This is a genomic window from Labrys okinawensis, assembly GCF_047345005.1.
Classification (GTDB): domain Bacteria; phylum Pseudomonadota; class Alphaproteobacteria; order Rhizobiales; family Labraceae; genus Labrys; species Labrys okinawensis.
The window spans coordinates 3,307,309-3,327,909 of sequence record NZ_CP178864.1 but is presented as its reverse complement, the minus strand read 5'-3'; the positions used below and the strand labels follow the sequence as shown (position 1 = coordinate 3,327,909).

The window sequence follows — 20,601 nt, the reverse complement described above, 5'->3', positions numbered from 1 at the left end:
AAAATGATCGAAATGAAGAGCGTTTCCAAATGGTACGGCGCGACGCAGGTTCTCAATGACTGCTCCGTCCAGATCAACAAGGGCGAAGTCGTGGTCGTCTGCGGACCGTCCGGTTCGGGCAAGTCCACCCTCATCAAGACCATCAACGCCCTGGAGCCGATCCAGAAGGGCGAGATCTGGGTCGACGGTGTCGGCGTCCATGACAAGGCCACCAACCTGCCCAAGCTGCGCAGCCGCGTGGGCATGGTATTCCAGCATTTCGAGTTGTTCCCTCACCTGTCGGTGACGGACAACCTCACCATCGCCCAGGTGAAGGTGCTTGGCCGCAAGGAAGACGATGCCAATAAGCGCGGCCTGAAAATGCTGGATCGCGTCGGCCTCATCGCCCACAAGGACAAGTTCCCGGGCCAGTTGTCCGGCGGCCAGCAGCAACGCGTCGCCATCGCCCGCGCCTTGTCGATGGATCCGATCGTCATGCTTTTTGACGAGCCTACCTCGGCGCTCGACCCGGAGATGGTCGGCGAAGTGCTCGACGTCATGGTCGGCCTCGCCTCCGAAGGCATGACCATGATGGTGGTGACTCACGAAATGGGCTTTGCCCGCAAGGTTTCGGACCGCGTCATCTTCATGGATGTCGGCGGCCGCATCCTGGAGGACACGACCAAGGACGAATTCTTCGGCAATATCGAGGATCGCCAGCCCCGCACCCGCGAATTCCTCAACAAAATTTTACAGCATTAACTCCAGCCGCTGATTATATTCGCCCTCCCCGCTGCCATCTCGGCGGGGAGGTTTTCTTTTGGTCATTTCCTCCTTCTAGTTCCCTGGTATGAAAAGAATCAGCAAAAGCGAAATTGCCACGTTTGGCGAAAACACCCGTCTCGTCATCGGCGGGCGCGAGCCCTCCGACTATCACGGCTTCGTCAATCCCCCAGTTTATCACGGCTCCACGGTGCTGGCGCCGACGGTCAAGGACCTGCTCGGCCACACCCAGCGCTATGCCTATGGCCGACGCGGAACGCCCACGTCCGACGCTTTCGACGAGGCGATGAGGGCGCTCGATGGCAGCGCCGGCGTGGTGACCTGCCCATCCGGACTGTCCGCGGTTTCGACCGCCCTGCTCTCATGCCTGTCGGCCGGCGATCATCTCCTGATGGTCGACACCACCTATCTGCCGACCCGCAATTTCTGCGACAGGGTGCTGACGCGCCTCAATATCGAAACCACCTATTACGATCCGCTGGTCGGCGCTGGCATCGAGCAACTGCTCCGGCCCAACACCAGGGCGGTCTATCTGGAAGCGCCGGGCTCGCAGAGCTTCGAGATGCAGGACATTCCAGCGATCGCCGGCATCGCCCACAAGCATGGCGCCACCGTGCTTCTCGACAATACCTGGGCAACGCCGCTTTTCTTCGACGCCTTCGGCCATGGCGTCGATCTCTCCATCCAGGCCGGCACGAAATATATCGTCGGCCATTCCGATGCGATGTTCGGCGTGGTCTCGGCCTCCCGCAAAGCCTGGCCAGCTCTCAAGGCCTATTATGGCGATTCGGGCCTGTGCGTCGGGCCGGACGATATCTTCCTCGCCATGCGCGGTCTGCGCACTTTGGGGGTACGCCTGCGCCAGCACCAGGACAGCGCCCTGCGGGTAGCGAGATGGCTGGCGTCCCGGCCCGAGGTCCAGCACGTGCTGCATCCGGCGCTGGACAGCGATCCCGGCCATGCCATCTGGAAGCGCGATTTCAAGGGCTCGTCGGGCCTGTTCTCGATCATCCTGCAGCCCGCCCCGGATGCCGCCGTCGCCGCCTTCCTGGACGAGTTGAAATTCTTCGGCCTTGGCTATTCCTGGGGCGGTTATGAAAGCCTTGCCATCCCCTTCGACTGCAAGGAATACCGCACGGCCACGGACTGGAATCCGGGGGGCCCGGGCGTGCGCCTGCATGTCGGGCTCGAGGATGTCGCCGACCTGATCGCCGACCTCGATGCTGGCCTGGCGCGGTTCAGGGCACTGAGCGTCCCCTGAAAGCGGCCGATGCTTACACACGGAATGAGGGTCTTTGGCGATGTCAAAGTCGCCTCACTTTGCTGGTCGGCCAGTTACCGACGATGCAGGCAATTCGTGTCCATCCAAATGCACACGCGGATGACAAGCGGGAACCCACCTTGCCCTGAGGAGTTTTCCATAGATATCGACCACACAATGGAGGATATCATGAACTCGATTAGGAAGATTGCCTTAGCTGCACTGCTTGGAGCCGGAACACTTGCCCTAGCGACAAGTGGCGCCACCGCACGTATCATCTGCAATGAAAACGGTGATTGTTGGCATGTAAGGGAATCTTATGACTACCAGCCAGGCTTCAGGCTCACCGTACATCCTGATGATTGGCGTTGGAGTCAAAACGACAAGTACCGCTGGCGCGAACATGAGGGGCGCGGATACTGGCGAAGCGGTGTGTGGGTCCAATTCTAACCGCCTCGGCGTGCCCATCCCCTGCTGAAAGGGGAACTGAGACACTGTCCCAGCCTGGGTCAGGAGGATGTCGGGAGCCATCACGTCCGGTGGTATCCCGGCCCTCGAAAGCAAGGCCAGTGGCGAATGACTGGCAGCAGTCTCACGAAACGGCTTGGCCCCTCATGGAAGAAGGGACGGCTTTTGGCTGTCCCGACGCGCATTGCCTCTTGTTTTGCGCCCTGGGCCCGCCAACCTCGGGCGAATGCCCGACAGTACGCAGAGGTTCAGGAAGCACCGCCCTGCTTAGCGGCTTCCGCCTCCGCCCTCGCCTTCTCGGCTGCCCTCTCCTTCAGTACGAAGGAGACGTTGCGCAGATAGATGAGCAGGCCGGAGCCCTGACCGATGATATAGACGAGATCGGCCCGGATCAGCGCGTAAAGGAAGAGCAGCGCGCCGCCTCCGATGGAGAGCACCCAGAAGCTGAACGGGATGACGCTCTTGCCGGCTCGCTCACTCGCCAACCACTGCACAATGAAGCGTGCCGTGAACAGGGTTTGTGCGAACAGCCCGAGCCAGAGCCAGAAGTCGAACTTCGTATAGAAGACGTTGTGCAGATAGCCGCCGAGGGCGTTGGACAGTTCAACCAGCATCGTTGGCTCCCCCGGTGACGACAGGCACCCGGCGCCGGCGGCGCACCAGCCACCAGACACCCACGAGATCGAGAATGCCGACCCAAAGCCGATCGAAGAAACCGTAATTCGAAACGCCGGTGAGCCGGGGCCTGTCCACCACGTCGACATGACCGACATCGAAACCCTCACGCTTGACCAGGGCCGGCATGAAGCGATGCAGAGCGTCGAAATAGGGCAGCGCCAGGTAGACTTCGCGCCGGATGGCTTTCAGGCCGCAGCCGGTATCGCGTGTGCCATCCTTCAGCACCGAGGCGCGCAACTTGTTGGCCATCTTCGACTGCCAGCGCTTAAAGCCGGTGTCCTTGCGGCCGAGCCGCTGGCCGGCAATCATGCCCAGGGTCGGGCCGCCGGACATGAGTGCATCGACAAGTGCAGGAATATAGGCCGGATCATTCTGGCCATCGCCATCGATCGTCACCATGAGGCTGCCAAGCGCATTGCGCACGCCCGTACGCACTGCACAGGACTGGCCGCAGGAGGCCTCGTGCCTGAGGCTGCGCAGGAACGGCAATTCCGCCTTGAGACGTCCCAGTTCAGCGGGCGTGGCGTCACTCGACCCGTCGTCGACATAGACGATCTCGAAGCTGCGTCCGGACAAGGCCTGCGCAATCTCCCGGATCAGCGGCTCGATATTGCCCGCCTCGTTGCGGACGGGCACCACGACGCTGATCTCGGGCGCGTTGCTTGCAGTTGTCATAGGGGCTCAGACCTTATCAGCGCGCTCGCCACGCCATAAGCAGCGTCTTTGCCGCGTCTTGCCCCCGCAACGCAAGAGTGCCGTCGCCGTTTTGCCGGAAAACAAGGCTGCGCCGCGCAAGAAATTGCGCAAACCACAGAGTTGCGAACCAGCCGAACAGCGCGCCGGCCACCACGTCGGCCGGGTAATGCGCGCCGATCACAACACGGCTGATGCACACCAGCGTGCCGAGGACGAAGACGTAGGGTCGCAGCCGTGGACCGCAGCACAGCACCAGCACCGCAGCCACCGTCCAGGCCGTCGTGGCGTGTCCGGACGGAAAGCTGGCATTGCTCGCGCGCCAGGAGAACGGCTCGAAATGCAGATAGGAACCGGGATCGACATGCAGCGGACGCACCCGCCCGATCATGCGCTTGCCGATATTGACGATCAGGCCGGTGGCGGCAATCGCGGTAAAGGCAAAAGCCAGTTGCAGCCAGAACTGTCGCAAGGCCACGTCGAGACGTGGCGGCAATTCGAAATCAACTATGGCCAGCAGGATCAGCACGATGCCGACAGGGATGAGATAATAGCCGGAGTCCCCGAGATTGGTGATGATGGAGGCGACATGCACGACGCTGCGAGGCCATTCCGGCAAAACGCGCTGCGAGGCCGGGTCCGCCAACAGGATCAGGGCGACAACCAGCACAGCGCCGAAAGCCAGGGCGGCGGGAGTGGAAACTCGCCCAAACAGCGGCGCTGAAGGAAAATGCGCGGGCCCGCGCAGGCGCCGCCAGAGCGCACGCCAGGCTTGCGTGTGACTCCATTGCCGGACGGCATTCCTCAAGGCAGCACGCGCGAGGCTGTTGCGCCGATTTGAAGAGCCATGCTCACTTGCACGCGGTCTGTGGCAGGAAATCGAGCGAGGCCATGGTACCCCTCAGGCGGAAATCACCATAATCCAAGGTGAGATTGCCCGAGATGCCGTCGGCATAGAGGTCGAAGGACATGGTGTAGACCGGCGTTTGCTCGCCCACGACCTTCTTGCTCGGATCGAAATAGGAAATGGTCACCGGCCAGCGATCGATGCCGTCGAGTTCCTTGGCGCCAATGGCGGCGCCCTCACGAGGCTTGTCCGGCGAGATCGCGGAGCCGATCACGGCCAGGGTGTCGTAGATCTTCTGGCCGCCATCCGAGCCATCATAGACCTGGCTTTCGAACACATGCTGGCCGGCCTGTGCGGCCGCCACGATCGCCTTCATCTGCCCGGTGGGGAAGAGCACTTCCTTGGAAAGGTCGAACTTGGTCGTCTTCGGTTTCTTCAGCGCCACCGCGATGCCACCGCTGTCCGCCCGGCTCGCCTGGCCGTCGACCACGCCGTCGACCTTCTGGTTGGTGTAGTTCTGCGAATTGAAGCGGAAGCTGTGGCCCTTGTCGTCCTCGAAAGTGGCCGAACGCAGGTCCGAGGTGTTGACGCCGCCCCCGCTCAGGCCGATCTCGGTGACCTGCCGGAAATTGAGCGCGTAGCCATCGCAGGCATTACCGGAAAAATCATAGACGATGCGACCGCGCATGCTGTCGACGCTGGTGGACTGCTTGCGGCCGTCGAGCTGCAGGTCATAGATCGCGCGATGGGCCACGAAGGGCACCGTGGTTACCGGCTTGACGGGCGTTGCAGCGGAAACCCGCTGCGGGTTGGAAGCGTCTTGCGCCAGAGCCGGTATCGTCAAGCCCAACGTACCCAGAAGTACCATGGCACCGAATTTGGCCGCACGTGTCATCGGCATGAAGCAATAATCCGTTTCAGAAGTCCGTAATGGCGTGGAAGCAGTTATAGGCAGCAGCCTGGGTCCCCGCAATGCACAAAGAGCCTGTGAATCGTGACGGAACTAGGGCCTGACGTCGTCCTGATTCTCGCGCCAATTCACATCCATCAACAAGGCTGTTTACGGTCCGTTCGCGGCTGCCATGCGAACGTGCCATAATAAACCAAATTGCGAATCGCCTGTGCGCGACGCTTCCGCGAGACCGTTTTTGAATGAGCGATAATTCCGATCTTTTCGGCGGCGATGAGTCTGCCTCCTCGAAGGGCAGAGCCGACAAATCCACCGATGGCAAGAAATTGTCGACCCAGTCGATCGCCGCTGCCTTGAAGGCCGAGATGGCGGCCAAGGCGGCCGGCAAGCTACCAACGACCAAGGCGCCTCCGTCCAAGGCGGGCGAGGACGGTTACGGCGCCTCCTCGATCCGCGTTCTGGAAGGCATCGAGGCCATTCGCATGCGCCCGGGTATGTATATCGGTTCGACCGGGCCGGATGGCGACGGCCTGCATCACCTCTTCGCCGAGGTGATCGACAACTCCATGGACGAGGCGGTCGCCGGCCACGCCACCTTCATCGAGGTGGAATTGACAGTCGACGGCTTCGTGTGCGTCACCGACAACGGCCGCGGCATTCCGGTCGACCCGCATCCGCAATTTCCGGAGATGTCGACGCTCGAAGTCAGCATGACGAAGCTCCATGCCGGCGGCAAATTCAACTCCGACGTCTATGACACGTCCGGTGGCCTGCATGGCGTCGGCATCAAGGCAGTCACCGCCCTGTCCGAGACGGTCGAGGTCGAGGTTGCGCGGGGACGCGAACTGTACCGGCAGCGCTTTACCCGTGGCATGGTCCTCGGGCCTGTCGAGCATGTCGGCGCAGCCCCCAACCGGCGCGGCACCAGGATACGCTTCAAGCCGGACATCCAGATCTTCAAGCACGGCGCCACTTTCGATCCCAAGCGCCTGTTCAAGATGTCGCGCTCGAAGGCCTATCTCTTTCGCGGCGTCGAGATCCGCTGGAAATGCGCGCCCGAACTGCTGCTGGGCGTCAGCGACGTGCCGGCCGAGGACAGCTTCAAGTTCCCGCGTGGCCTGGAGGATTATCTGCGCTCGGCCAGCGAGGGGCTGGAACTGGTCACCGAGCAGATCTTCGCCGGCAAGGTCGACAAGGCAGAAGGGCATGGTTCCGTCGAATGGGCGATCGGCTGGTTCGCCGAAGATGAAGGCTATGTCTCCTCCTATTGCAACACGGTGCCCACGCGCGAGGGCGGCACGCATGAGGCTGGCCTGCGTATCGCCCTGCTGCGCGGCCTGAAGGATCACGCCGAACGCATCGGCAACAAGCGCGCCGCGCAGATCACCACCGAGGACCTGATGGCCTGCTCGGCGGCGATGCTTTCGGTCTTCATCCGCGAGCCGGAATTCTCCTCCCAGACCAAGGCCAAGCTGGTGACCACGGAAGCCAGCCGCATCGTCGAGCAGGCCCTGAAGGATGCCTTCGACCACTGGCTCGCCTCGACGCCCTCGCAATCCCTCAAGCTGCTCGATTTCGTGGTCGAGCGCGCCGAGGAGCGTCTGCGGCGCAGGGCGGAAAAGGACGTCGCCCGCAAGACGGCCACACGCAAGCTGCGCCTGCCTGGCAAGCTCGCAGACTGCTCGAACAATGCCGCGCAAGGCTCTGAACTCTTTATCGTCGAGGGCGACTCCGCCGGCGGCTCCGCCAAGCAGGCGCGCGATCGCGCGAGCCAGGCCGTGCTGCCGCTGCGCGGCAAGATCCTCAACGTCGCTGCTGCCGGCAGGGACAAGCTTGCGCAGAACCAGCAGTTGCAGGACCTCGGACAGGCGCTCGGCTGCGGCATGGGCTCGCATTACCGCGACGACGACTTGCGCTACGAGAAGATCATCATCATGACGGACGCCGACGTCGACGGTGCCCACATCGCGTCACTGTTGATAACCTTCTTCTGGCGGCAGATGCCGCGCCTGATCGAGCGCGGCCACCTCTTCCTGGCCGCCCCGCCCCTCTACAGACTGACCCAGGGCACCAAGTCCCTTTACGCCCGCGACGACGCCCACAAGGACGAAATCCTGGCCAGCGAGTTCAAGGGCAGCCAGAAGGTTGAGATCGGTCGCTTCAAGGGCCTGGGCGAGATGATGCCGGCGCAGTTGAAGGAAACCACCATGGACCCCAAGAAGCGCACTCTTCTGAAGGTAATGGTGGAGGACGAGGAACGCGCCGACACATCGGGTTCGGTGGAACGCCTGATGGGCAACAAGCCCGAGGCGCGCTTCACCTTCATCCAGGAACGCGCGGCATTCGCGAGCGAGCTGGTGGATATTTGATCTGGGAGCGCGGACGTCCTCGTCCGCTCTTGCTTTCTTGTAAACTGCACTGTTTCCAGGAGAAGACGCAGACGCATTCTCGCTTTGAGATGCGGTCTACAAATGCGGCAAGGAGCCCTTTGACTTCATACGAAATATTCGTATATTTTGTACGAAGTCAGGAGGCTATCGATGCGCGAATTTTCTCTTGCCGAACTCAGTCGTCACTCGGGCGATGTCACGAGCGTGGCAAACCGGGAGCCGGTCACCCTTACCCATCACCGCAAGCCGCGCTACGTGCTGATGTCTATCGAGGACTACAAGAAGCTCGCCGCGTCGGCGGCCCAGACACGGCGTGTCTTTACAGTGGAGAACACACCCGAAGAAGTTGCCGAGTGGCTTCTCCCGGCGCTCGATCGTTTCGCCGATGGCGAGGATGTCACGAATGGCTGATCGCGAACCGGGTGACGTTTTTCATTATCCCTATCTTTGGGCTCATGATCACGCGAAGGGCATAGACAATCCAAAGGATCGTACGGCCTGCCTCGTGTTTCAGACGAAAACGAATCCGGGTGTTACCCAGCTCGTCATTCTTGCGATTAGCGACCAAGCACCTGTCGATTCAGAAGACGCTATCGAGGTACCGGAAATTGAACTTCGGCGAGGTGGACTGAATTTCGCTCGTAGGGCCTTTGTCCATGTCAGCGAATACAATCTCGATACACTTCCATTCTCAACGAGCTATGACCCAAATTCCCGGTCTTTCGGCCGCTTCAGCCGCTCGTTCACAGAAAGAGTAGCTCGGCTGCTGGCAAACAATATTCGAACTCGTCGCGCCAGGCGAATGACGCGCTAGGGCGCTTTGTTCACCGCAGCGGCAGCCTCTTATACCGCCCTGGTTCCTCCGGATCATGGTGCTGCGTGTAAGGCCCCTCCTCCACGAACAGCTTGTGGCAGAACGCCAGCTTATCCTTCGAAAGTGTCACGCCCAGTCCCGGCCCTTCGGGCACGGCCACCATGTTGTTCACGGGCGCGAACACGCCCTCTTCCACCACATCATAGGGTTGCATGCGGAAGAGCGACTGGTTGGGCTCGCGGATATGCGGGAAAGCGGCGCACAGATGCAGGTAGGCGGCACTGCCGATGCCGGTATTGGCGCTGTAGCACCAGAAGTCGATGCCCATCGCTTCGCAGGCGCCAATGAAGCGGACCGTGCGGCCGATACCGCCGTGCACATTGACGTCGGTGACGAAGGCGTCAGGCACGCCGAGCGCCACGGCCTTCTGGATATCGACGTTGTGGCCGGAGAACGGGATCGCCGTGTGCCGGCGTAGCGCCGCCATCTCCTCGAAGGTGACGCAGGGCTCCTCCCAGTTGCGGATGTCGAGTTCCTCGATGCGGGCGGCGATGCGGCGCGCTTCTGTGAGCGAATAGGCCATGTTTGAATCGATGCGGATGATCGCCTCCGGCCCCAGCTTCCTGCGCATCAGGCGCAGTGCTTCGATGCTCGGCTCGGGATCCCTGGTGCAAAGCTTGCCCTCGAAGATGGTGGTGCCGAAACGCTCCTTGAGGCTCACGCAGTAATCCGCCACGGCCCCCGGCGTGAGTTCACCGCCCTTGCCGTTCTTCTTTTGGCGGAAGCCGAAATAGTCGGCGAAGGCGATCTCCTTGCGCACGGCGCCGCCGAGGAGATCGTAGAGCGGTAGACCGGTCACCTTGCCCTTGATGTCCCACAGCGCCGTCTCGATGGCGGCAAAGGCCCGGATGGCGGCAAAATCGGTGTTGGAGGAAACACCGCGCCAGCTCGGCAGGCAGACGAGTTCGGCGCCGGCTATATCGTGGGCGTTGCGCCCGATGAGCAATGGCGCAAGGCGCTGCTCGATGATGCCGCAGGCATGCCAGGACGCCGCCTCCCCAAGGCCGGTGATGCCCTCGTCGGTCTCCACCTCGACCACGCAGCGTGAGGAACCGGGAAGCCAGCCGAAAGACCACCAGTATGGCGCCTCGATCGGCAAATTGATCGGCGTGGCGCGTATGGCGGTGATCTTCATGATGGGGCTGCCTGAGTCGGAAAAAGGAGAAGGTCAGGCATAACACACAGGAAAGGTCGCGCAGACGCGACCTTCGTTTTGCTCATTCCCGTATTCGCGGCTGGATAGCAGGGATCTCAGCGCTTGCTGCTGAGGTCCGGCACGTCCTCGCCGAGAGCGGTGGCAAGGTCGATCTGATGATCCTGCTCGTCGACAAGGATCTGCCGGATCTGCTCGGCCATGGCGAACTCGCCCAGCGCTTCGCATTGGCGGACCCGCTCGCGATAATTGCGGATGGTGTCGTTCTCGTTGTCGAGATCGAACCGCAACATCTGGCGGGCGTCCTCGGACGTCTTCACGGGCTTCGGCGTCACGGTCGGCATCTTGCCGAGATAATCGATCTGACGAGAGAGGATGAGTGCGTGCTTGAGTTCCTCGCCGGCATGAACCTGGAGCTGGTCGGCGATGTTCATGTATTCAGCGCCTTTCAGCACCTGTGAATAGACGGTATAGGCGATGATCGCCTGGTATTCGCGCGACAGGTCTTCATTCAAGAGTTCGGCCAGGCGATCGCGGGTGATCGTCTTCTCGGACTTGTCCATTTTCGAGTCAGGCATGCGCTTCCTCCTTGCAAGGCTTGCTTAGGCAGGATCAACGCAGCCTGATTGTTATCGTTCCAGTCAGCGCGGGAACCTCTCGCATCAGAGAAATGAAGCACAATCACAAAGGAAAGGCCGGTCTCACGACCGGCCTCCGCTTGTTTCAATCCGCTCCCAGCGGCGTATCAGGTTCGCGCTCCGGCGGCTTGGGCTTCGCGACCCTTGCTTTCTTCGCCGGCGCCTTGCCGCCCTCGGCCACCACGGGCTCGGGCTTGGGCTCAGCCGGACCCGCGGGATACTCGAAGCCGAGTTCCTGCTTGCCGTCTTCCTTCTTGACCACGGTGACGCGCACCAGGCCACCCGACTTCAGGCGACCGAACAGCACCTCGTCCGCCAGCGGCGTCTTGATGGCCTGCTGGATCAGACGGGCCATCGGGCGGGCGCCCATGAACTCGTCATAGCCATTGGCCACCAGCCAGGTGCGGGCGTCGTCCGCGAGTTCCACCGTGACGTGGCGGTCGGCAAGCTGCACCTCGAGCTGGGCGATGAACTTGTCGACGACCTGGGTGACGATCTCCTGCGACAGATGGTCGAAGGGGATGGTGGCGTCGAGACGGTTGCGGAATTCCGGCGTGAACAGGCGGTTGATCGCTTCCAGGTCGTCGCCCTCACGCTTGGACTGCGTGAAGCCGAAGGCCGACTTGGCGAGATCCGCCGCGCCCGCATTGGTGGTCATGATCAGGATCACATTGCGGAAATCGACGGCCTTGCCGTTGTGATCGGTCAGCTTGCCGTGATCCATCACCTGCAGCAGGATGTTGAAGAGGTCCGAATGGGCCTTCTCGATCTCGTCCAGCAGCAGCACGCAATGCGGGTTCTGGTCGATTCCGTCGGTCAGCAGGCCACCCTGGTCGAAGCCGACATAGCCGGGAGGCGCGCCGATCAGGCGGGAGACCGTATGGCGTTCCATATATTCAGACATGTCGAAGCGCAGCAGCTTGATGCCGAGCACCTCGGACAGCTGGCGGGCAACCTCCGTCTTGCCGACGCCCGTGGGGCCTGAGAACAGATAGTTGCCGATCGGCTTCTCGGGATCACGCAGGCCGGCACGCGCGAGCTTGATCGCCGCCGAAAGCTGCTTGATCGCCTTGTCCTGGCCGTAGACGACACGCTTGAGATTGGTCTCGAGGTTCCGAAGCGTCTCCGTATCGTCCTTCGACACCGACTTGGGAGGGATGCGGGCCATCGTCGCGATGGTCGCCTCGATCTCCTTCACGCCGATTGTCTTCTTGCGGCGGCTTTCGGCCACCAGCATCTGCGAGGCACCAGTCTCGTCGATGACGTCGATCGCCTTGTCGGGCAATTTGCGGTCGTTGATGTATTTGGCCGACAGTTCCACCGCTGCCTTGATGGCTTCGTTGGTATAGCGCAGCTTGTGATAATCCTCGTAATAGGGCTTGAGGCCCTTGAGGATCTCGATCGTGTCCGGAATGGAAGGCTCGGCGACGTCGATCTTCTGGAAGCGACGCACCAGCGCACGGTCCTTCTCGAAATACTGGCGGTATTCCTTGTAGGTGGTCGAGCCGATGCACCGCAGGGCGCCGGCGGCAAGAGCCGGCTTCAGGAGGTTGGACGCATCCATTGCCCCGCCCGAGGTCGCCCCCGCTCCGATCACCGTATGGATCTCGTCGATGAACAGGATCGCACCCGGATAGGCCTCGATCTCCTTCACCACCTGCTTCAGCCGCTCCTCGAAATCGCCGCGATATCGCGTGCCGGCGAGCAGCGTGCCCATGTCGAGCGCGAACACCGTGGCGCCGCGCAGCACTTCCGGCACATCACCCTCGATGATGCGACGGGCAAGGCCTTCGGCGATCGCCGTCTTGCCAACGCCGGGATCGCCGACGAAGAGCGGGTTGTTCTTCTGGCGGCGGCACAGCACCTGGATGGTGCGCGTGATCTCCATGTCGCGCCCGATCAAGGGATCGATCTTGCCGTCGCGGGCTTTCTTGTTGAGATTGACGCAATAGGCATCGATCGCGTCCTGTTTCTTCTTGGACGGATCCTCGCCATTGTTGCTGGACGACTTGGCGCTTTCGCTCTCGCTCTCGTCCGCGCCGCGCGGGGGCTTGGCTTCCGAGAGGCCCGGGCGCTTGGCGATGCCGTGCGAGATGTAGTTCACGGCGTCATAGCGCGTCATGTCCTGTTCCTGCAGGAAATAGGCGGCATGGCTCTCGCGCTCGGCGAAGATGGCCACCAGCACATTCGCACCGGTGACTTCCTCACGGCCGGAGGATTGAACGTGAATGACGGCGCGCTGGATCACGCGCTGGAATCCGGCCGTCGGCTTGGCGTCGTCACGCCCATCCGAAACCAGGTTCTCGAGTTCGGTGTCTATATATTCGACGAGGTTGCGCCGGAGAATGTCGAGATCGACATTGCAGGCGCGCATCACCGCGGCCGCGTCCTGATCCTCGATCAGGGAAAGCAGCAGATGTTCCAGGGTCGCGTACTCGTGGTGGCGTTGATTGGCAGCCGCCAGGGCGCGATGGAGGGACTGTTCGAGGTGTCTTGAAAAGGATGGCACGATCAGTTCCTCACTTTTCTTCCATAACGCATTGCAGCGGATGCTGGTGCTTACGTGCAAAATCCATAACTTGTGTCACTTTGGTCTCAGCGACCTCATAGGTGTAGACGCCGCACTCTCCCACACCATTGTGGTGAACATGCAGCATGATGTGCGTGGCGCCGTCCCTGTCCTTGTTGAAGAAACGCTCCAGCACCTCGATGACGAATTCCATCGGCGTGTAGTCGTCGTTCAGGAGCAGAACGCGGTAGAGTTTGGGGCGTTTGGTAACGGGCTTGGTTTTGGTAATGACGGCAGCGCCTGTTCCGTCGCCGCCCCCTGGGGCCCGCGGCTCGCGCGCCATGCCGATCAGGACGCCCTCGTCCCGCGCGGCCATTTTCTCAGAATTAGAAATTGGTGAATCTTCCATTTCGACAACCGCAGTCTCTGCAGCCTAACACGATATGCGCGGGGGAAAAGAGCTTCCATTGCCTCAATTTAGGATCACCCCCTGTATTTCGCTAGTGCAACAAGCCGCAATTATAGGCTCCCAGATCTGAACACGTCGTGAAACCCATTGGTTCGAGGGCCCCTAGGCTTTCAGGCCATAGTGCGGCTAAAATGCCGCAGGAAGGACAATCTTCGAGCATGATCGCATCCGGCACTTAACCGATCCGTAACCGCGTCCTTCTAGGTTTGTTGACTGTGTCGTTCCTGCACGGCACGGCGTGATCAGCCCGGTGTCCTGCGACAAAGGGATAAGCCCCGAGACGAAGGGCGAGCATGGCCGCCGGCCAAGCGGGTACAGGTAAGTGGACGGCGTCTTTCGCGCCGGTGAGTATTGGGGACTTTGCATGCTATCGCGATGGATCGGGGGCGGATTTGCCCGGACCACCACAATGGTTGCAGCCGGCATTGTAGCATTCACGGCCACAATGACCTTTCATCCTGGAGATGCGGACGCCAGGCGCCGCGTTCATCATGCAACGACCCAGAGCAAGTCTGTAAAGCACCTGCGCGGCAAGCGGGTGCGCGCAGCGGCACAGTCAACGGGCGGACTGCCGGCGGACATGATGAGCAATCCGCGCTACGCGGCGATCGTGGTCGATGTCAAGACGGGGCGCACTCTCTATGAGGCGGCGCCTGAAGCTCTGCGCCATCCCGCCTCCATCACCAAGGTGATGACGCTCTATCTGTTGTTCGAACAGCTCCAGGCCGGCCGCATCACCATGGCGACCCCCCTGCCCGTTTCGGCCCATGCCGCGTCCCAGTCGCCCACCAAGCTCGGCCTGCGCGCGGGGCAAACCATCCGCGTCGACGACGCCATCAAGGGTATCGTCACCCGATCGGCCAATGACGCGGCTGTGGTCGTCGCCGAAGCGCTGGGTGGCAGCGAGGCCAATTTTGCGCAGATCATGACTCGCAAGGCCCGGGCGCTTGGCATGGTCCGGACGCAGTATGTCAACGCTTCGGGCCTGCCCGATGACCGGCAGATCACCACCGCCCACGACATCGCCATCCTCGGCATGGCGATCCAGAAGCGGTTTCCGGCCTATTATCGCTTCTTCGCCACCAAGAGCTTCGTCTTCCGTGGCCGCGAGATCGGCAGCCACAACCATCTCCTGGGCTCGGTGGATGGTGTCGACGGCATCAAGACCGGCTACACCACCGCCAGCGGCTTCAACATCCTGACCAATGTCCGCCGCGACAACCGCCAGCTCATTGCCGTGGTGATGGGGGGGCGCAGCGCCGCCTCGCGTGACGTCGTGGTCCGCCGCCTCATCGACACCTACATGCCTTCCGCCTATGCCGGCGCAGCCGACCGTTCGGTGCCCCAGGCTGAGGTCGCCCAGACCGATGACGAGGATGCCGGCGCCTCTTCCGTTGCGATGGCGCCGCAGCGCCTGCCGACTGTGCGTCCGGCCGTCGTAGCCGAAGCGCCGAAATCACGCCTCGCCGCTCCCGTCGCCGCTCCCCTGCCGCCGCAGCCGGTTGATGACGATCAGGCCGACGCCGAGGCGGCTCCCGCGCAACAGTCCCGCCCGCAAGTCGTGCCGGCCAGGCCTGCGATTGCCGCTACCGCACCGAGCGGCCCGACGATGCGCTGGGTGCAGGGCCCGCAGCCCGTCACCACCGCTCCGGCTACCCCGCCGGTGCGCGCCGGCCGCGCCGATGAGGTCAGCCCCGACACCACCGCCACCGTGCAGACGGTCCGCACCGTCGCCTACAAGCCCGATGACCTCGCCTCCCCGCAGCGCAGCGGCTGGATCATCCAGATCGGCGCCACCGACAACGAGGGCGCCGCCCGCCAGCTCCTCTCCAGCGCCAGGGCAGCAGGCAGCCAGGCCCTCGCCTCCGCCCGCCCCTTCACCGAGACTGTGAACCGCAATGGCGCCACGCTCTATCGCGCCCGCTTCGGAGGCTTCGCCGACCAGCGCCAGGCCCAGACCGCCTGCTCGACCCTCAAGGCTGCATCCTTCAGCTGCGTGGCTGTGAAACTCTGATCCTTCGAACGGATCGTATGGAATTTGACGCGGTTGCCTCGGCGGCCGCGTTTTTTTTTCATTGGGTGAGGCGTCTGTTTTCCGCCAACCGCAACGAGACCATGGGAGCCCATTGCGGGCCTAAGCAATCAGTTTGCCAACGAGTGTCTGAGCTGGAAGGCAGAACCGGCGTCCGACCGGAGGTTTCCGCCTGTTGGCACAAGCTGGGCACGCTGGCCAGACACTGAACGTTCGTCCTGCCAGCGAGCTATTACGCCCTCAGCCGCACAATGATTTCGAGAAGCATCCAATCCCGCCGCTGAAGGCACTTGAATATAAGAGCATATGCTTCCATATCAATTGATAAGAGCATATGCTTTCATTTGATCGAAGGAGCCAAACCATGAACGAGGCGAGCATCCTGGTCAGCGGTGGGACCGGTCGTACCGGAGGGGCTGCAATCGACGAACTGCTCAAGATGGGCAGGCGCGTACGGGCCTATGTGCGTTCGGAGGATGAGAGGGCTGCCGCATTGAGGCAGCGCGGCGTCGAGATCGCCATCGGCGATTTCACCAACATCGATGCCATTCGTGCGGCCATGGAGGGTGTTCGCTCGGCCTATTTTCTTCATCCGATCGCACCGGGGATTATCGGCGCCGCCGCCTATTTCGCACAGGCCGCGAAGGAGGCTGGCGTTTCGGCGATCGTTAACATGTCGCAGATTTCGGCACGCCGGGAGTCGGCGAGCCATGCCGCACAGGATCACTGGATCTCCGAGCGAGTTTTTGACTGGTCAGGCGTCGCTACCACGCATCTCCGCCCGACTTTTTTTGCAGACTGGCTCGTCTATCCGCATTTCGCGAGAGAGATCTGGGCCAAGAAGAAGATCGAATTTCCTTTCGAGAATGGCCGCCACGCGCCCATCGCGAGCGGCGACCAGGGGCGAGTCATCGCTCATATCCTCGCCAATCCGCAAGCTCATGCAGGCAAGACTTACACGCTCCACGGGCCGGTCGAAATGAATCATACGCAGATCGCTGCAGTGATGAGCGATGTCCTGAATACGAAGATCGAGTATGCGCCGATCTCAATTGAGGCATTCCAAAGCAAGATGGAGACTCTCTACAAATTCCCGCCCTTCCTCACGCAGCATTTGGTCGAGGTTGCCCAGAACTACCGCAACGGCATCTTCTCGGGCACGAACGACGTCGTCGAAAAGGTCACCGGGAAGCCTGCACTCTCCGTCGAACAGTTCATTGCTCTCAATCGAGCCGTATTTGCCTGAGCGCCGTCCCTGACCATGGGGAGAATTGAAGATTTCGCACATCGAGGATCGTCATTCGTTCCTGAATGACCTGGCTGTTGACGCCGAACTGACCAGTTCGGTGCTGCGTGAACCTGCCGTCGGGCGCAATGCGATCGGGCTGGTCGTCAATACATATCGCGCCGCCGCCAGGTCCTTGAGCGTGGCGGATGGCGGGTGGCACCTTCGCGTGGCTTTCGTCGCAGAGTACCTTGAGCCCTTCATATGACTCATGTTCTCGAGGCTCCGGCGGACGACTCGAATGAAGAGGGCAAGGAAATGTTGACGGTCAAAAAGCCTGTTGGAATCGATCAATGCAACTGCTTCACCCTCCGCAAGGCCAGCCGACGGATCACCCGCTTCTATGATGATCATCTTCAGTCGGCGGGCCTGAAGATCACGCAATTTCTGACGATCGCGGCCCTGAACGAGTTGGGTAGCACCACGATCAACCTTCTCGCCGAACGTCTCGATGTCGAACGAACGGCCATGGGCAAGATGGTCGGCTTTCTCGAGCGCGATGGCGTCGTCACCATCAAGCCCTCCCCGGTCGATGCTCGAAGCCGCGTTGTCGAACTGACCCCTCAGGGGCAAGGCCTCTTCGACGAAGCCTTGCCGCTATGGTTGGGAGCGCAGCGGGACTTCGAGCAGTTGAATGGTGCAGCGCGCGTCGCTTCACTTCGGCATGAACTTGCCGAAATAAAAGTTGGCGAGGCCGGCACGGCGACGTCCGACGAGTGATCTGCCAACCTCTTTTGTCATCGAACCAATCCGCCATCTTTGTATGGGAGACCCAATATGAAAGTATTCGCAATCGCCTCGATCCCCGCCGGCGTCACCACTCCGGACGTACGGAAGCATTTGCCGAGCGAAGTGCCGGCTACGCTCAAGCTTTACCTCGATGGCAAGATCGAGCAGTTCTGGTTTCGCGAAAACGCCGGCCCAATCTTCCTTCTGAACGTTTCATCTGTCGACGAAGCCAAAAGCATCTTGAACACGCTGCCTCTGGTTGAAGAAAAGCTCATGTCCTACGAGTATCTCCCCGTCACGCCGCTCAGCCCGCTGGGCTTGCTCATTCAGGACAAGTGAGCGCCTGGCGACAATGGTGTCGCCAAAGGTCCGGTCAGAGGCGAAATGCCGATTGCCAGGTTCGTGTCGTCTGAATTGCCTTGGCGGACTTTTGCTTCGTCGCAGGCGTTGCTAGGATTTGCTCCATGGCGGAATGTGGGAGCGTTCGTTCTCGGGCCGGTAATGTCAGGCATCAAAGCCCAGTTAGCCGGCGAGGCGGACACGTCGAAGCTCCGGCTGCTTGAGGTGCTTCCTCAGATGTTCTCGGGTGTGTAGATATCAAAACCAATGACGCGCTTTCCTGGAGGCGCTTCGGTACGCAGATCGTGGAGCATCTGGGCGACGGCGTCGGCCGCCATCCTGGCAATCGGGTGCGCCAGTACCAGCGCAAGATCGTGGTCGATCAGTCCCATCCTCGTGTGGATCGTCATTTCATAGCCGACTGCCACGATCGAAGGTCCTCGACCGGACGCCTTGAGCGCCTGAAGTACTCCGACCATGCCCCCTCCGGAGATATAGAGACCCACCATGTCGGGCTCGCGCTGAAGCAGCTGTTCCGTAACTTCGCGGGCGACCAATTTGTCCTCGAAGGTCTGAACGGGCTCAAGCAGGGTGAACTGAGGCGCGTATTCGCGAAAGTAGGACCGAAAGCCGGATTCGTTCAGTTCCTGACAGCGATATCGATGATTCCCGACCAGGATCCCGACCCGCCCAGGTTTCTTGCTCAATCCCGCCATTGCCCAGGCTGCTGTGCGGCCTACCCTCCAATTGTCCAGTCCAATATACCCGACCCCGCAAGGTGCGGTCAGCTCCGAAATCAGCCCGTAAGTGGGCACGCCGCTGCCTGCAAGAGTCTCGATGGCGTGGGTAACGCGCGGATGCTCGGCCGAGACGACAGCAAGCGCCTGCACCTGCCCACCAAGCTGCAGCATCCGGTTCGAAACGGCCTCGGGCGAAAGATCGTCCATATGTTCGACCACAACCTCGACCGGCTCGGAGTTTTCCGATCCGGCGAGGCGCAACGCCTCCGCGATCATCTGGTAGAAGGTTCGATGCGATTGCTGAAGTATGAACCCCAGACGGATCGTTGGCTTGTCAGTCCTTAGCCGTTCCCGCAGTGTTGGCAGAGCGTAGAACCGGAGCTCCTCGGCAGCAGCCAGCACGCGCGAGGCCGTGGCCGACCGAACATTCGCTCGACCGTTCAGGATGCGGTCGATCGTGGAGACGCTGACGCCTGCCTGCTCGGCGAGGTCTGCAATTGTGGCGCGGCCTACCATCAAAACCTCCCTGAAAGATTCTTTCATTTCTGCGCTGCAGCGAAATGATAGAAAAGAAGGGAAATGCAGCATTCCTCCGAAACATATATTCTGTTTTCCTTCATAAATGATATAAAAATTCTGCGCGGAAAGTTGAAAAAATCTCGTGCAGAAGGCGGAGCCAGTCTCCGAGGCAGGGGGAAGCGCCATGGACGATCTCAAGTATGGGATTCGCGATAAGCGCGGCAACTGGGCGCCCAGCGAGCCTCTGGAGGTCGCTCCCTTCTGGAGCGGCAAATTCAACCAGATCGGCCAATGGCTCGTGGCCTATGTGTGGCCGCACAACACGATCTTCATGCTCGTCACGCTGGCCTACTGGTACTTCATTTTGCCGGACTGGACCAAAATGAAGGAACTGACCTGGGACTGGAGTCTGTGGCTCTATGCGGTGAACGCGGCCGGCATCTTCGTGATGTATGGCTCCGTCGAGTTCTTCTACTATTTCAAGCGCATCCAGGGCACGCGGTTCAAGTATAACCCCAACTTCCCCTCCGATAAGCCCTCGGACGTGTTCTGGTTCAAGAGCCAGAACATCGACAATTTCCTGCGCAGCTTCCTGATTTCGATTCCGATCTGGACGCTTATCGAAGTCTTCACGCTATGGTGCTTCGCCAATGGCTACGCGCATTGGGTTGACCCGAAAGACCACTGGCTGTGGCTTGCCGTTCTGATCTTCCTCGTTCCGGCGATCCATGAGGTCCACTTCTACTGCGGGCACTGGCTGATTCATCAAGGCCCACTCTACAAATGGATCCACTCCATCCATCACAACTCGATCAACCCGAGCCCGTGGTCATCAATGTCGATGCACCCGGTGGAGGCGGCCATCTTCTTCTCGGAGATGTTGTGGCACCTCCTGCTTCCGTCGGCCCCTTTCGTCGCGATGTTCCAACTGACCAGCACCGCTTACGGCGCGATCGTCGGGCACATCGGCTTCGACAAGCTCGAACTGACCGATGAGCGTGCCATGAACAGCCACGCCTACACCCACTACATGCACCATAAGTATTTCGAGGTGAACTACGGTGCCGATGGCGTGGTCCCGCTCGATAAGTGGTTCGGCACCTGGCACGACGGCACCAAGCAAGCCGACGAGCGAATGAAGGAGCGGTTCCGCAGGAAGAAAGAGCGGCTGAACCGGCGGAAGGCTTCTTCAACCCCAGCAGAATGACCCAAACAAGCAGGTGCGTATCGCCAGGCGCGCTGCATCAAAAAACAGGCTTTCGATGCCCGCCGCAGAGCGGCCATCTCAACCAGAGAGGAAACCTG

General features: G+C 61.1%; 20 protein-coding genes. 11 read left to right on the top strand and 9 right to left on the bottom strand.

Going from position 1 to position 20,601, the window contains the following annotated elements:
• Positions 1–3 precede the first annotated feature (3 nt).
• Both ACMDCR_RS15615 and metC read left to right on the top strand, forming a co-directional pair.
• On the top strand, positions 4–741 hold the full coding sequence (locus ACMDCR_RS15615) for an amino acid ABC transporter ATP-binding protein (protein ID WP_413993385.1): 738 nt from the start codon (positions 4–6) through the stop codon (positions 739–741).
• Between the two features lie 88 nt (positions 742–829).
• Positions 830–2,023 carry a cystathionine beta-lyase gene (gene metC, locus ACMDCR_RS15610; protein WP_413993384.1) on the top strand — a complete coding sequence of 398 codons (1,194 nt, stop codon included), beginning with the start codon at positions 830–832 and terminating at the stop codon, positions 2,021–2,023.
• Between the two features lie 716 nt (positions 2,024–2,739).
• On the opposite strand, the gene ACMDCR_RS15605 is transcribed toward metC, so the two are convergent.
• Genes ACMDCR_RS15605 through ACMDCR_RS15590 form a run of 4 tightly spaced genes read right to left on the bottom strand, consistent with a single transcriptional unit; the run spans position 2,740 to position 5,610 of the window.
• The gene (locus ACMDCR_RS15605) at positions 2,740–3,105 is read right to left on the bottom strand and encodes a lipid-A-disaccharide synthase N-terminal domain-containing protein (RefSeq protein WP_413993383.1); all 366 of its coding nucleotides are present in this window, start codon (positions 3,103–3,105) and stop codon (positions 2,740–2,742) included.
• The gene (locus ACMDCR_RS15600) at positions 3,095–3,844 is read right to left on the bottom strand and encodes a glycosyltransferase family 2 protein (protein WP_413993382.1); all 750 of its coding nucleotides are present in this window, start codon (positions 3,842–3,844) and stop codon (positions 3,095–3,097) included. Before ACMDCR_RS15600 ends, ACMDCR_RS15605 begins: the two co-directional genes overlap by 11 nt.
• A 16-nt stretch (positions 3,845–3,860) precedes the next feature.
• On the bottom strand, positions 3,861–4,670 hold the full coding sequence (locus tag ACMDCR_RS15595; RefSeq protein ID WP_413993381.1) for a phosphatase PAP2 family protein: 810 nt from the start codon (positions 4,668–4,670) through the stop codon (positions 3,861–3,863).
• Positions 4,671–4,713: 43 nt separating this feature from the next.
• A complete protein-coding gene (locus tag ACMDCR_RS15590) occupies positions 4,714–5,610 on the bottom strand; it encodes a cell envelope integrity EipB family protein (RefSeq protein WP_413993380.1) in 897 nt (298 codons plus the stop codon).
• A 251-nt stretch (positions 5,611–5,861) separates the two neighbouring features.
• Between ACMDCR_RS15590 and parE the strand changes: the two genes are divergently transcribed.
• The 3 genes from parE (at position 5,862) to ACMDCR_RS15575 (ending at position 8,823) form a co-directional block, all read left to right on the top strand.
• Positions 5,862–7,988 (top strand): DNA topoisomerase IV subunit B, encoded by a 2,127-nt coding sequence (parE, locus tag ACMDCR_RS15585; protein WP_413993379.1) that lies wholly within the window; start codon positions 5,862–5,864, stop codon positions 7,986–7,988.
• Between the two features lie 171 nt (positions 7,989–8,159).
• Positions 8,160–8,420 carry a type II toxin-antitoxin system Phd/YefM family antitoxin gene (locus tag ACMDCR_RS15580; protein WP_413993378.1) on the top strand — a complete coding sequence of 87 codons (261 nt, stop codon included), beginning with the start codon at positions 8,160–8,162 and terminating at the stop codon, positions 8,418–8,420.
• Positions 8,413–8,823 (top strand): hypothetical protein, encoded by a 411-nt coding sequence (locus ACMDCR_RS15575; protein WP_413993377.1) that lies wholly within the window; start codon positions 8,413–8,415, stop codon positions 8,821–8,823. Before ACMDCR_RS15580 ends, ACMDCR_RS15575 begins: the two co-directional genes overlap by 8 nt.
• Before the next feature lie 10 nt (positions 8,824–8,833).
• Here the strand turns inward: ACMDCR_RS15575 and ACMDCR_RS15570 are convergent, their stop codons facing one another.
• From ACMDCR_RS15570 to clpS, 4 genes are all read right to left on the bottom strand, one after another.
• Entirely contained in the window at positions 8,834–10,018 is a 1,185-nt protein-coding gene (locus ACMDCR_RS15570; protein ID WP_413993376.1) for a mandelate racemase/muconate lactonizing enzyme family protein, read from the bottom strand.
• A gap of 116 nt (positions 10,019–10,134) precedes the next feature.
• Positions 10,135–10,614 (bottom strand): ferritin-like domain-containing protein, encoded by a 480-nt coding sequence (locus tag ACMDCR_RS15565; protein WP_413993375.1) that lies wholly within the window; start codon positions 10,612–10,614, stop codon positions 10,135–10,137.
• A gap of 145 nt (positions 10,615–10,759) precedes the next feature.
• Complete coding sequence (clpA, locus tag ACMDCR_RS15560) at positions 10,760–13,183, bottom strand: ATP-dependent Clp protease ATP-binding subunit ClpA (protein WP_413993374.1); 2,424 nt, start codon at positions 13,181–13,183, stop codon at positions 10,760–10,762.
• A 10-nt stretch (positions 13,184–13,193) separates the two neighbouring features.
• A complete protein-coding gene (gene clpS, locus ACMDCR_RS15555) occupies positions 13,194–13,526 on the bottom strand; it encodes an ATP-dependent Clp protease adapter ClpS (RefSeq protein ID WP_413993633.1) in 333 nt (110 codons plus the stop codon).
• Between the two features lie 706 nt (positions 13,527–14,232).
• Here clpS and ACMDCR_RS15550 point away from each other — a divergent pair.
• The 5 genes from ACMDCR_RS15550 (at position 14,233) to ACMDCR_RS15530 (ending at position 18,037) form a co-directional block, all read left to right on the top strand.
• Entirely contained in the window at positions 14,233–15,666 is a 1,434-nt protein-coding gene (locus ACMDCR_RS15550) for an SPOR domain-containing protein (protein ID WP_413993373.1), read from the top strand.
• Between the two features lie 382 nt (positions 15,667–16,048).
• Positions 16,049–16,930, top strand: a complete 882-nt coding sequence (locus ACMDCR_RS15545; RefSeq protein ID WP_413993372.1) for an NmrA family NAD(P)-binding protein — start codon at positions 16,049–16,051, stop codon at positions 16,928–16,930.
• A 25-nt stretch (positions 16,931–16,955) separates the two neighbouring features.
• Positions 16,956–17,177, top strand: coding sequence for a hypothetical protein (locus ACMDCR_RS15540; RefSeq protein ID WP_413993371.1), 222 nt, complete (start codon positions 16,956–16,958; stop codon positions 17,175–17,177).
• Positions 17,174–17,689, top strand: a complete 516-nt coding sequence (locus ACMDCR_RS15535; RefSeq protein ID WP_413993370.1) for a MarR family winged helix-turn-helix transcriptional regulator — start codon at positions 17,174–17,176, stop codon at positions 17,687–17,689. The genes ACMDCR_RS15540 and ACMDCR_RS15535 overlap by 4 nt, the downstream gene beginning before the upstream one ends.
• A gap of 57 nt (positions 17,690–17,746) precedes the next feature.
• Positions 17,747–18,037, top strand: a complete 291-nt coding sequence (locus ACMDCR_RS15530; protein ID WP_413993369.1) for a hypothetical protein — start codon at positions 17,747–17,749, stop codon at positions 18,035–18,037.
• A 233-nt stretch (positions 18,038–18,270) separates the two neighbouring features.
• Here the strand turns inward: ACMDCR_RS15530 and ACMDCR_RS15525 are convergent, their stop codons facing one another.
• On the bottom strand, positions 18,271–19,482 hold the full coding sequence (locus ACMDCR_RS15525) for a LacI family DNA-binding transcriptional regulator (RefSeq protein ID WP_413993368.1): 1,212 nt from the start codon (positions 19,480–19,482) through the stop codon (positions 18,271–18,273).
• Here ACMDCR_RS15525 and ACMDCR_RS15520 point away from each other — a divergent pair.
• Positions 19,481–20,503, top strand: coding sequence for a sterol desaturase family protein (locus tag ACMDCR_RS15520; RefSeq protein ID WP_413993367.1), 1,023 nt, complete (start codon positions 19,481–19,483; stop codon positions 20,501–20,503). The two genes, ACMDCR_RS15525 and ACMDCR_RS15520, sit on opposite strands and share 2 nt — an antisense overlap.
• The last annotated feature ends 98 nt before the right edge of the window (positions 20,504–20,601 follow it).

Excerpts from the sequence above, each read along its gene's own strand:
- metC (WP_413993384.1), top strand. The coding sequence starts at position 830 with ATGAAAAGAATCAGCAAAAGCGAAATTGCCACGTTTGGCGAAAACACC.
- ACMDCR_RS15565 (WP_413993375.1), bottom strand. The coding sequence starts at position 10,614 with ATGCCTGACTCGAAAATGGACAAGTCCGAGAAGACGATCACCCGCGAT.
- ACMDCR_RS15530 (WP_413993369.1), top strand. The coding sequence starts at position 17,747 with ATGAAAGTATTCGCAATCGCCTCGATCCCCGCCGGCGTCACCACTCCG.
- ACMDCR_RS15535 (WP_413993370.1), top strand. The coding sequence starts at position 17,174 with ATGACTCATGTTCTCGAGGCTCCGGCGGACGACTCGAATGAAGAGGGC.
- parE (WP_413993379.1), top strand. The coding sequence starts at position 5,862 with ATGAGCGATAATTCCGATCTTTTCGGCGGCGATGAGTCTGCCTCCTCG.
- ACMDCR_RS15545 (WP_413993372.1), top strand. The coding sequence starts at position 16,049 with ATGAACGAGGCGAGCATCCTGGTCAGCGGTGGGACCGGTCGTACCGGA.
- ACMDCR_RS15605 (WP_413993383.1), bottom strand. The coding sequence starts at position 3,105 with ATGCTGGTTGAACTGTCCAACGCCCTCGGCGGCTATCTGCACAACGTC.
- ACMDCR_RS15550 (WP_413993373.1), top strand. The coding sequence starts at position 14,233 with ATGATGAGCAATCCGCGCTACGCGGCGATCGTGGTCGATGTCAAGACG.
- ACMDCR_RS15580 (WP_413993378.1), top strand. The coding sequence starts at position 8,160 with ATGCGCGAATTTTCTCTTGCCGAACTCAGTCGTCACTCGGGCGATGTC.
- ACMDCR_RS15590 (WP_413993380.1), bottom strand. The coding sequence starts at position 5,610 with ATGCCGATGACACGTGCGGCCAAATTCGGTGCCATGGTACTTCTGGGT.
- ACMDCR_RS15600 (WP_413993382.1), bottom strand. The coding sequence starts at position 3,844 with ATGACAACTGCAAGCAACGCGCCCGAGATCAGCGTCGTGGTGCCCGTC.
- ACMDCR_RS15520 (WP_413993367.1), top strand. The coding sequence starts at position 19,481 with ATGGACGATCTCAAGTATGGGATTCGCGATAAGCGCGGCAACTGGGCG.
- clpS (WP_413993633.1), bottom strand. The coding sequence starts at position 13,526 with ATGGCGCGCGAGCCGCGGGCCCCAGGGGGCGGCGACGGAACAGGCGCT.
- ACMDCR_RS15570 (WP_413993376.1), bottom strand. The coding sequence starts at position 10,018 with ATGAAGATCACCGCCATACGCGCCACGCCGATCAATTTGCCGATCGAG.
- ACMDCR_RS15615 (WP_413993385.1), top strand. The coding sequence starts at position 4 with ATGATCGAAATGAAGAGCGTTTCCAAATGGTACGGCGCGACGCAGGTT.
- ACMDCR_RS15575 (WP_413993377.1), top strand. The coding sequence starts at position 8,413 with ATGGCTGATCGCGAACCGGGTGACGTTTTTCATTATCCCTATCTTTGG.
- ACMDCR_RS15525 (WP_413993368.1), bottom strand. The coding sequence starts at position 19,482 with ATGGCGCTTCCCCCTGCCTCGGAGACTGGCTCCGCCTTCTGCACGAGA.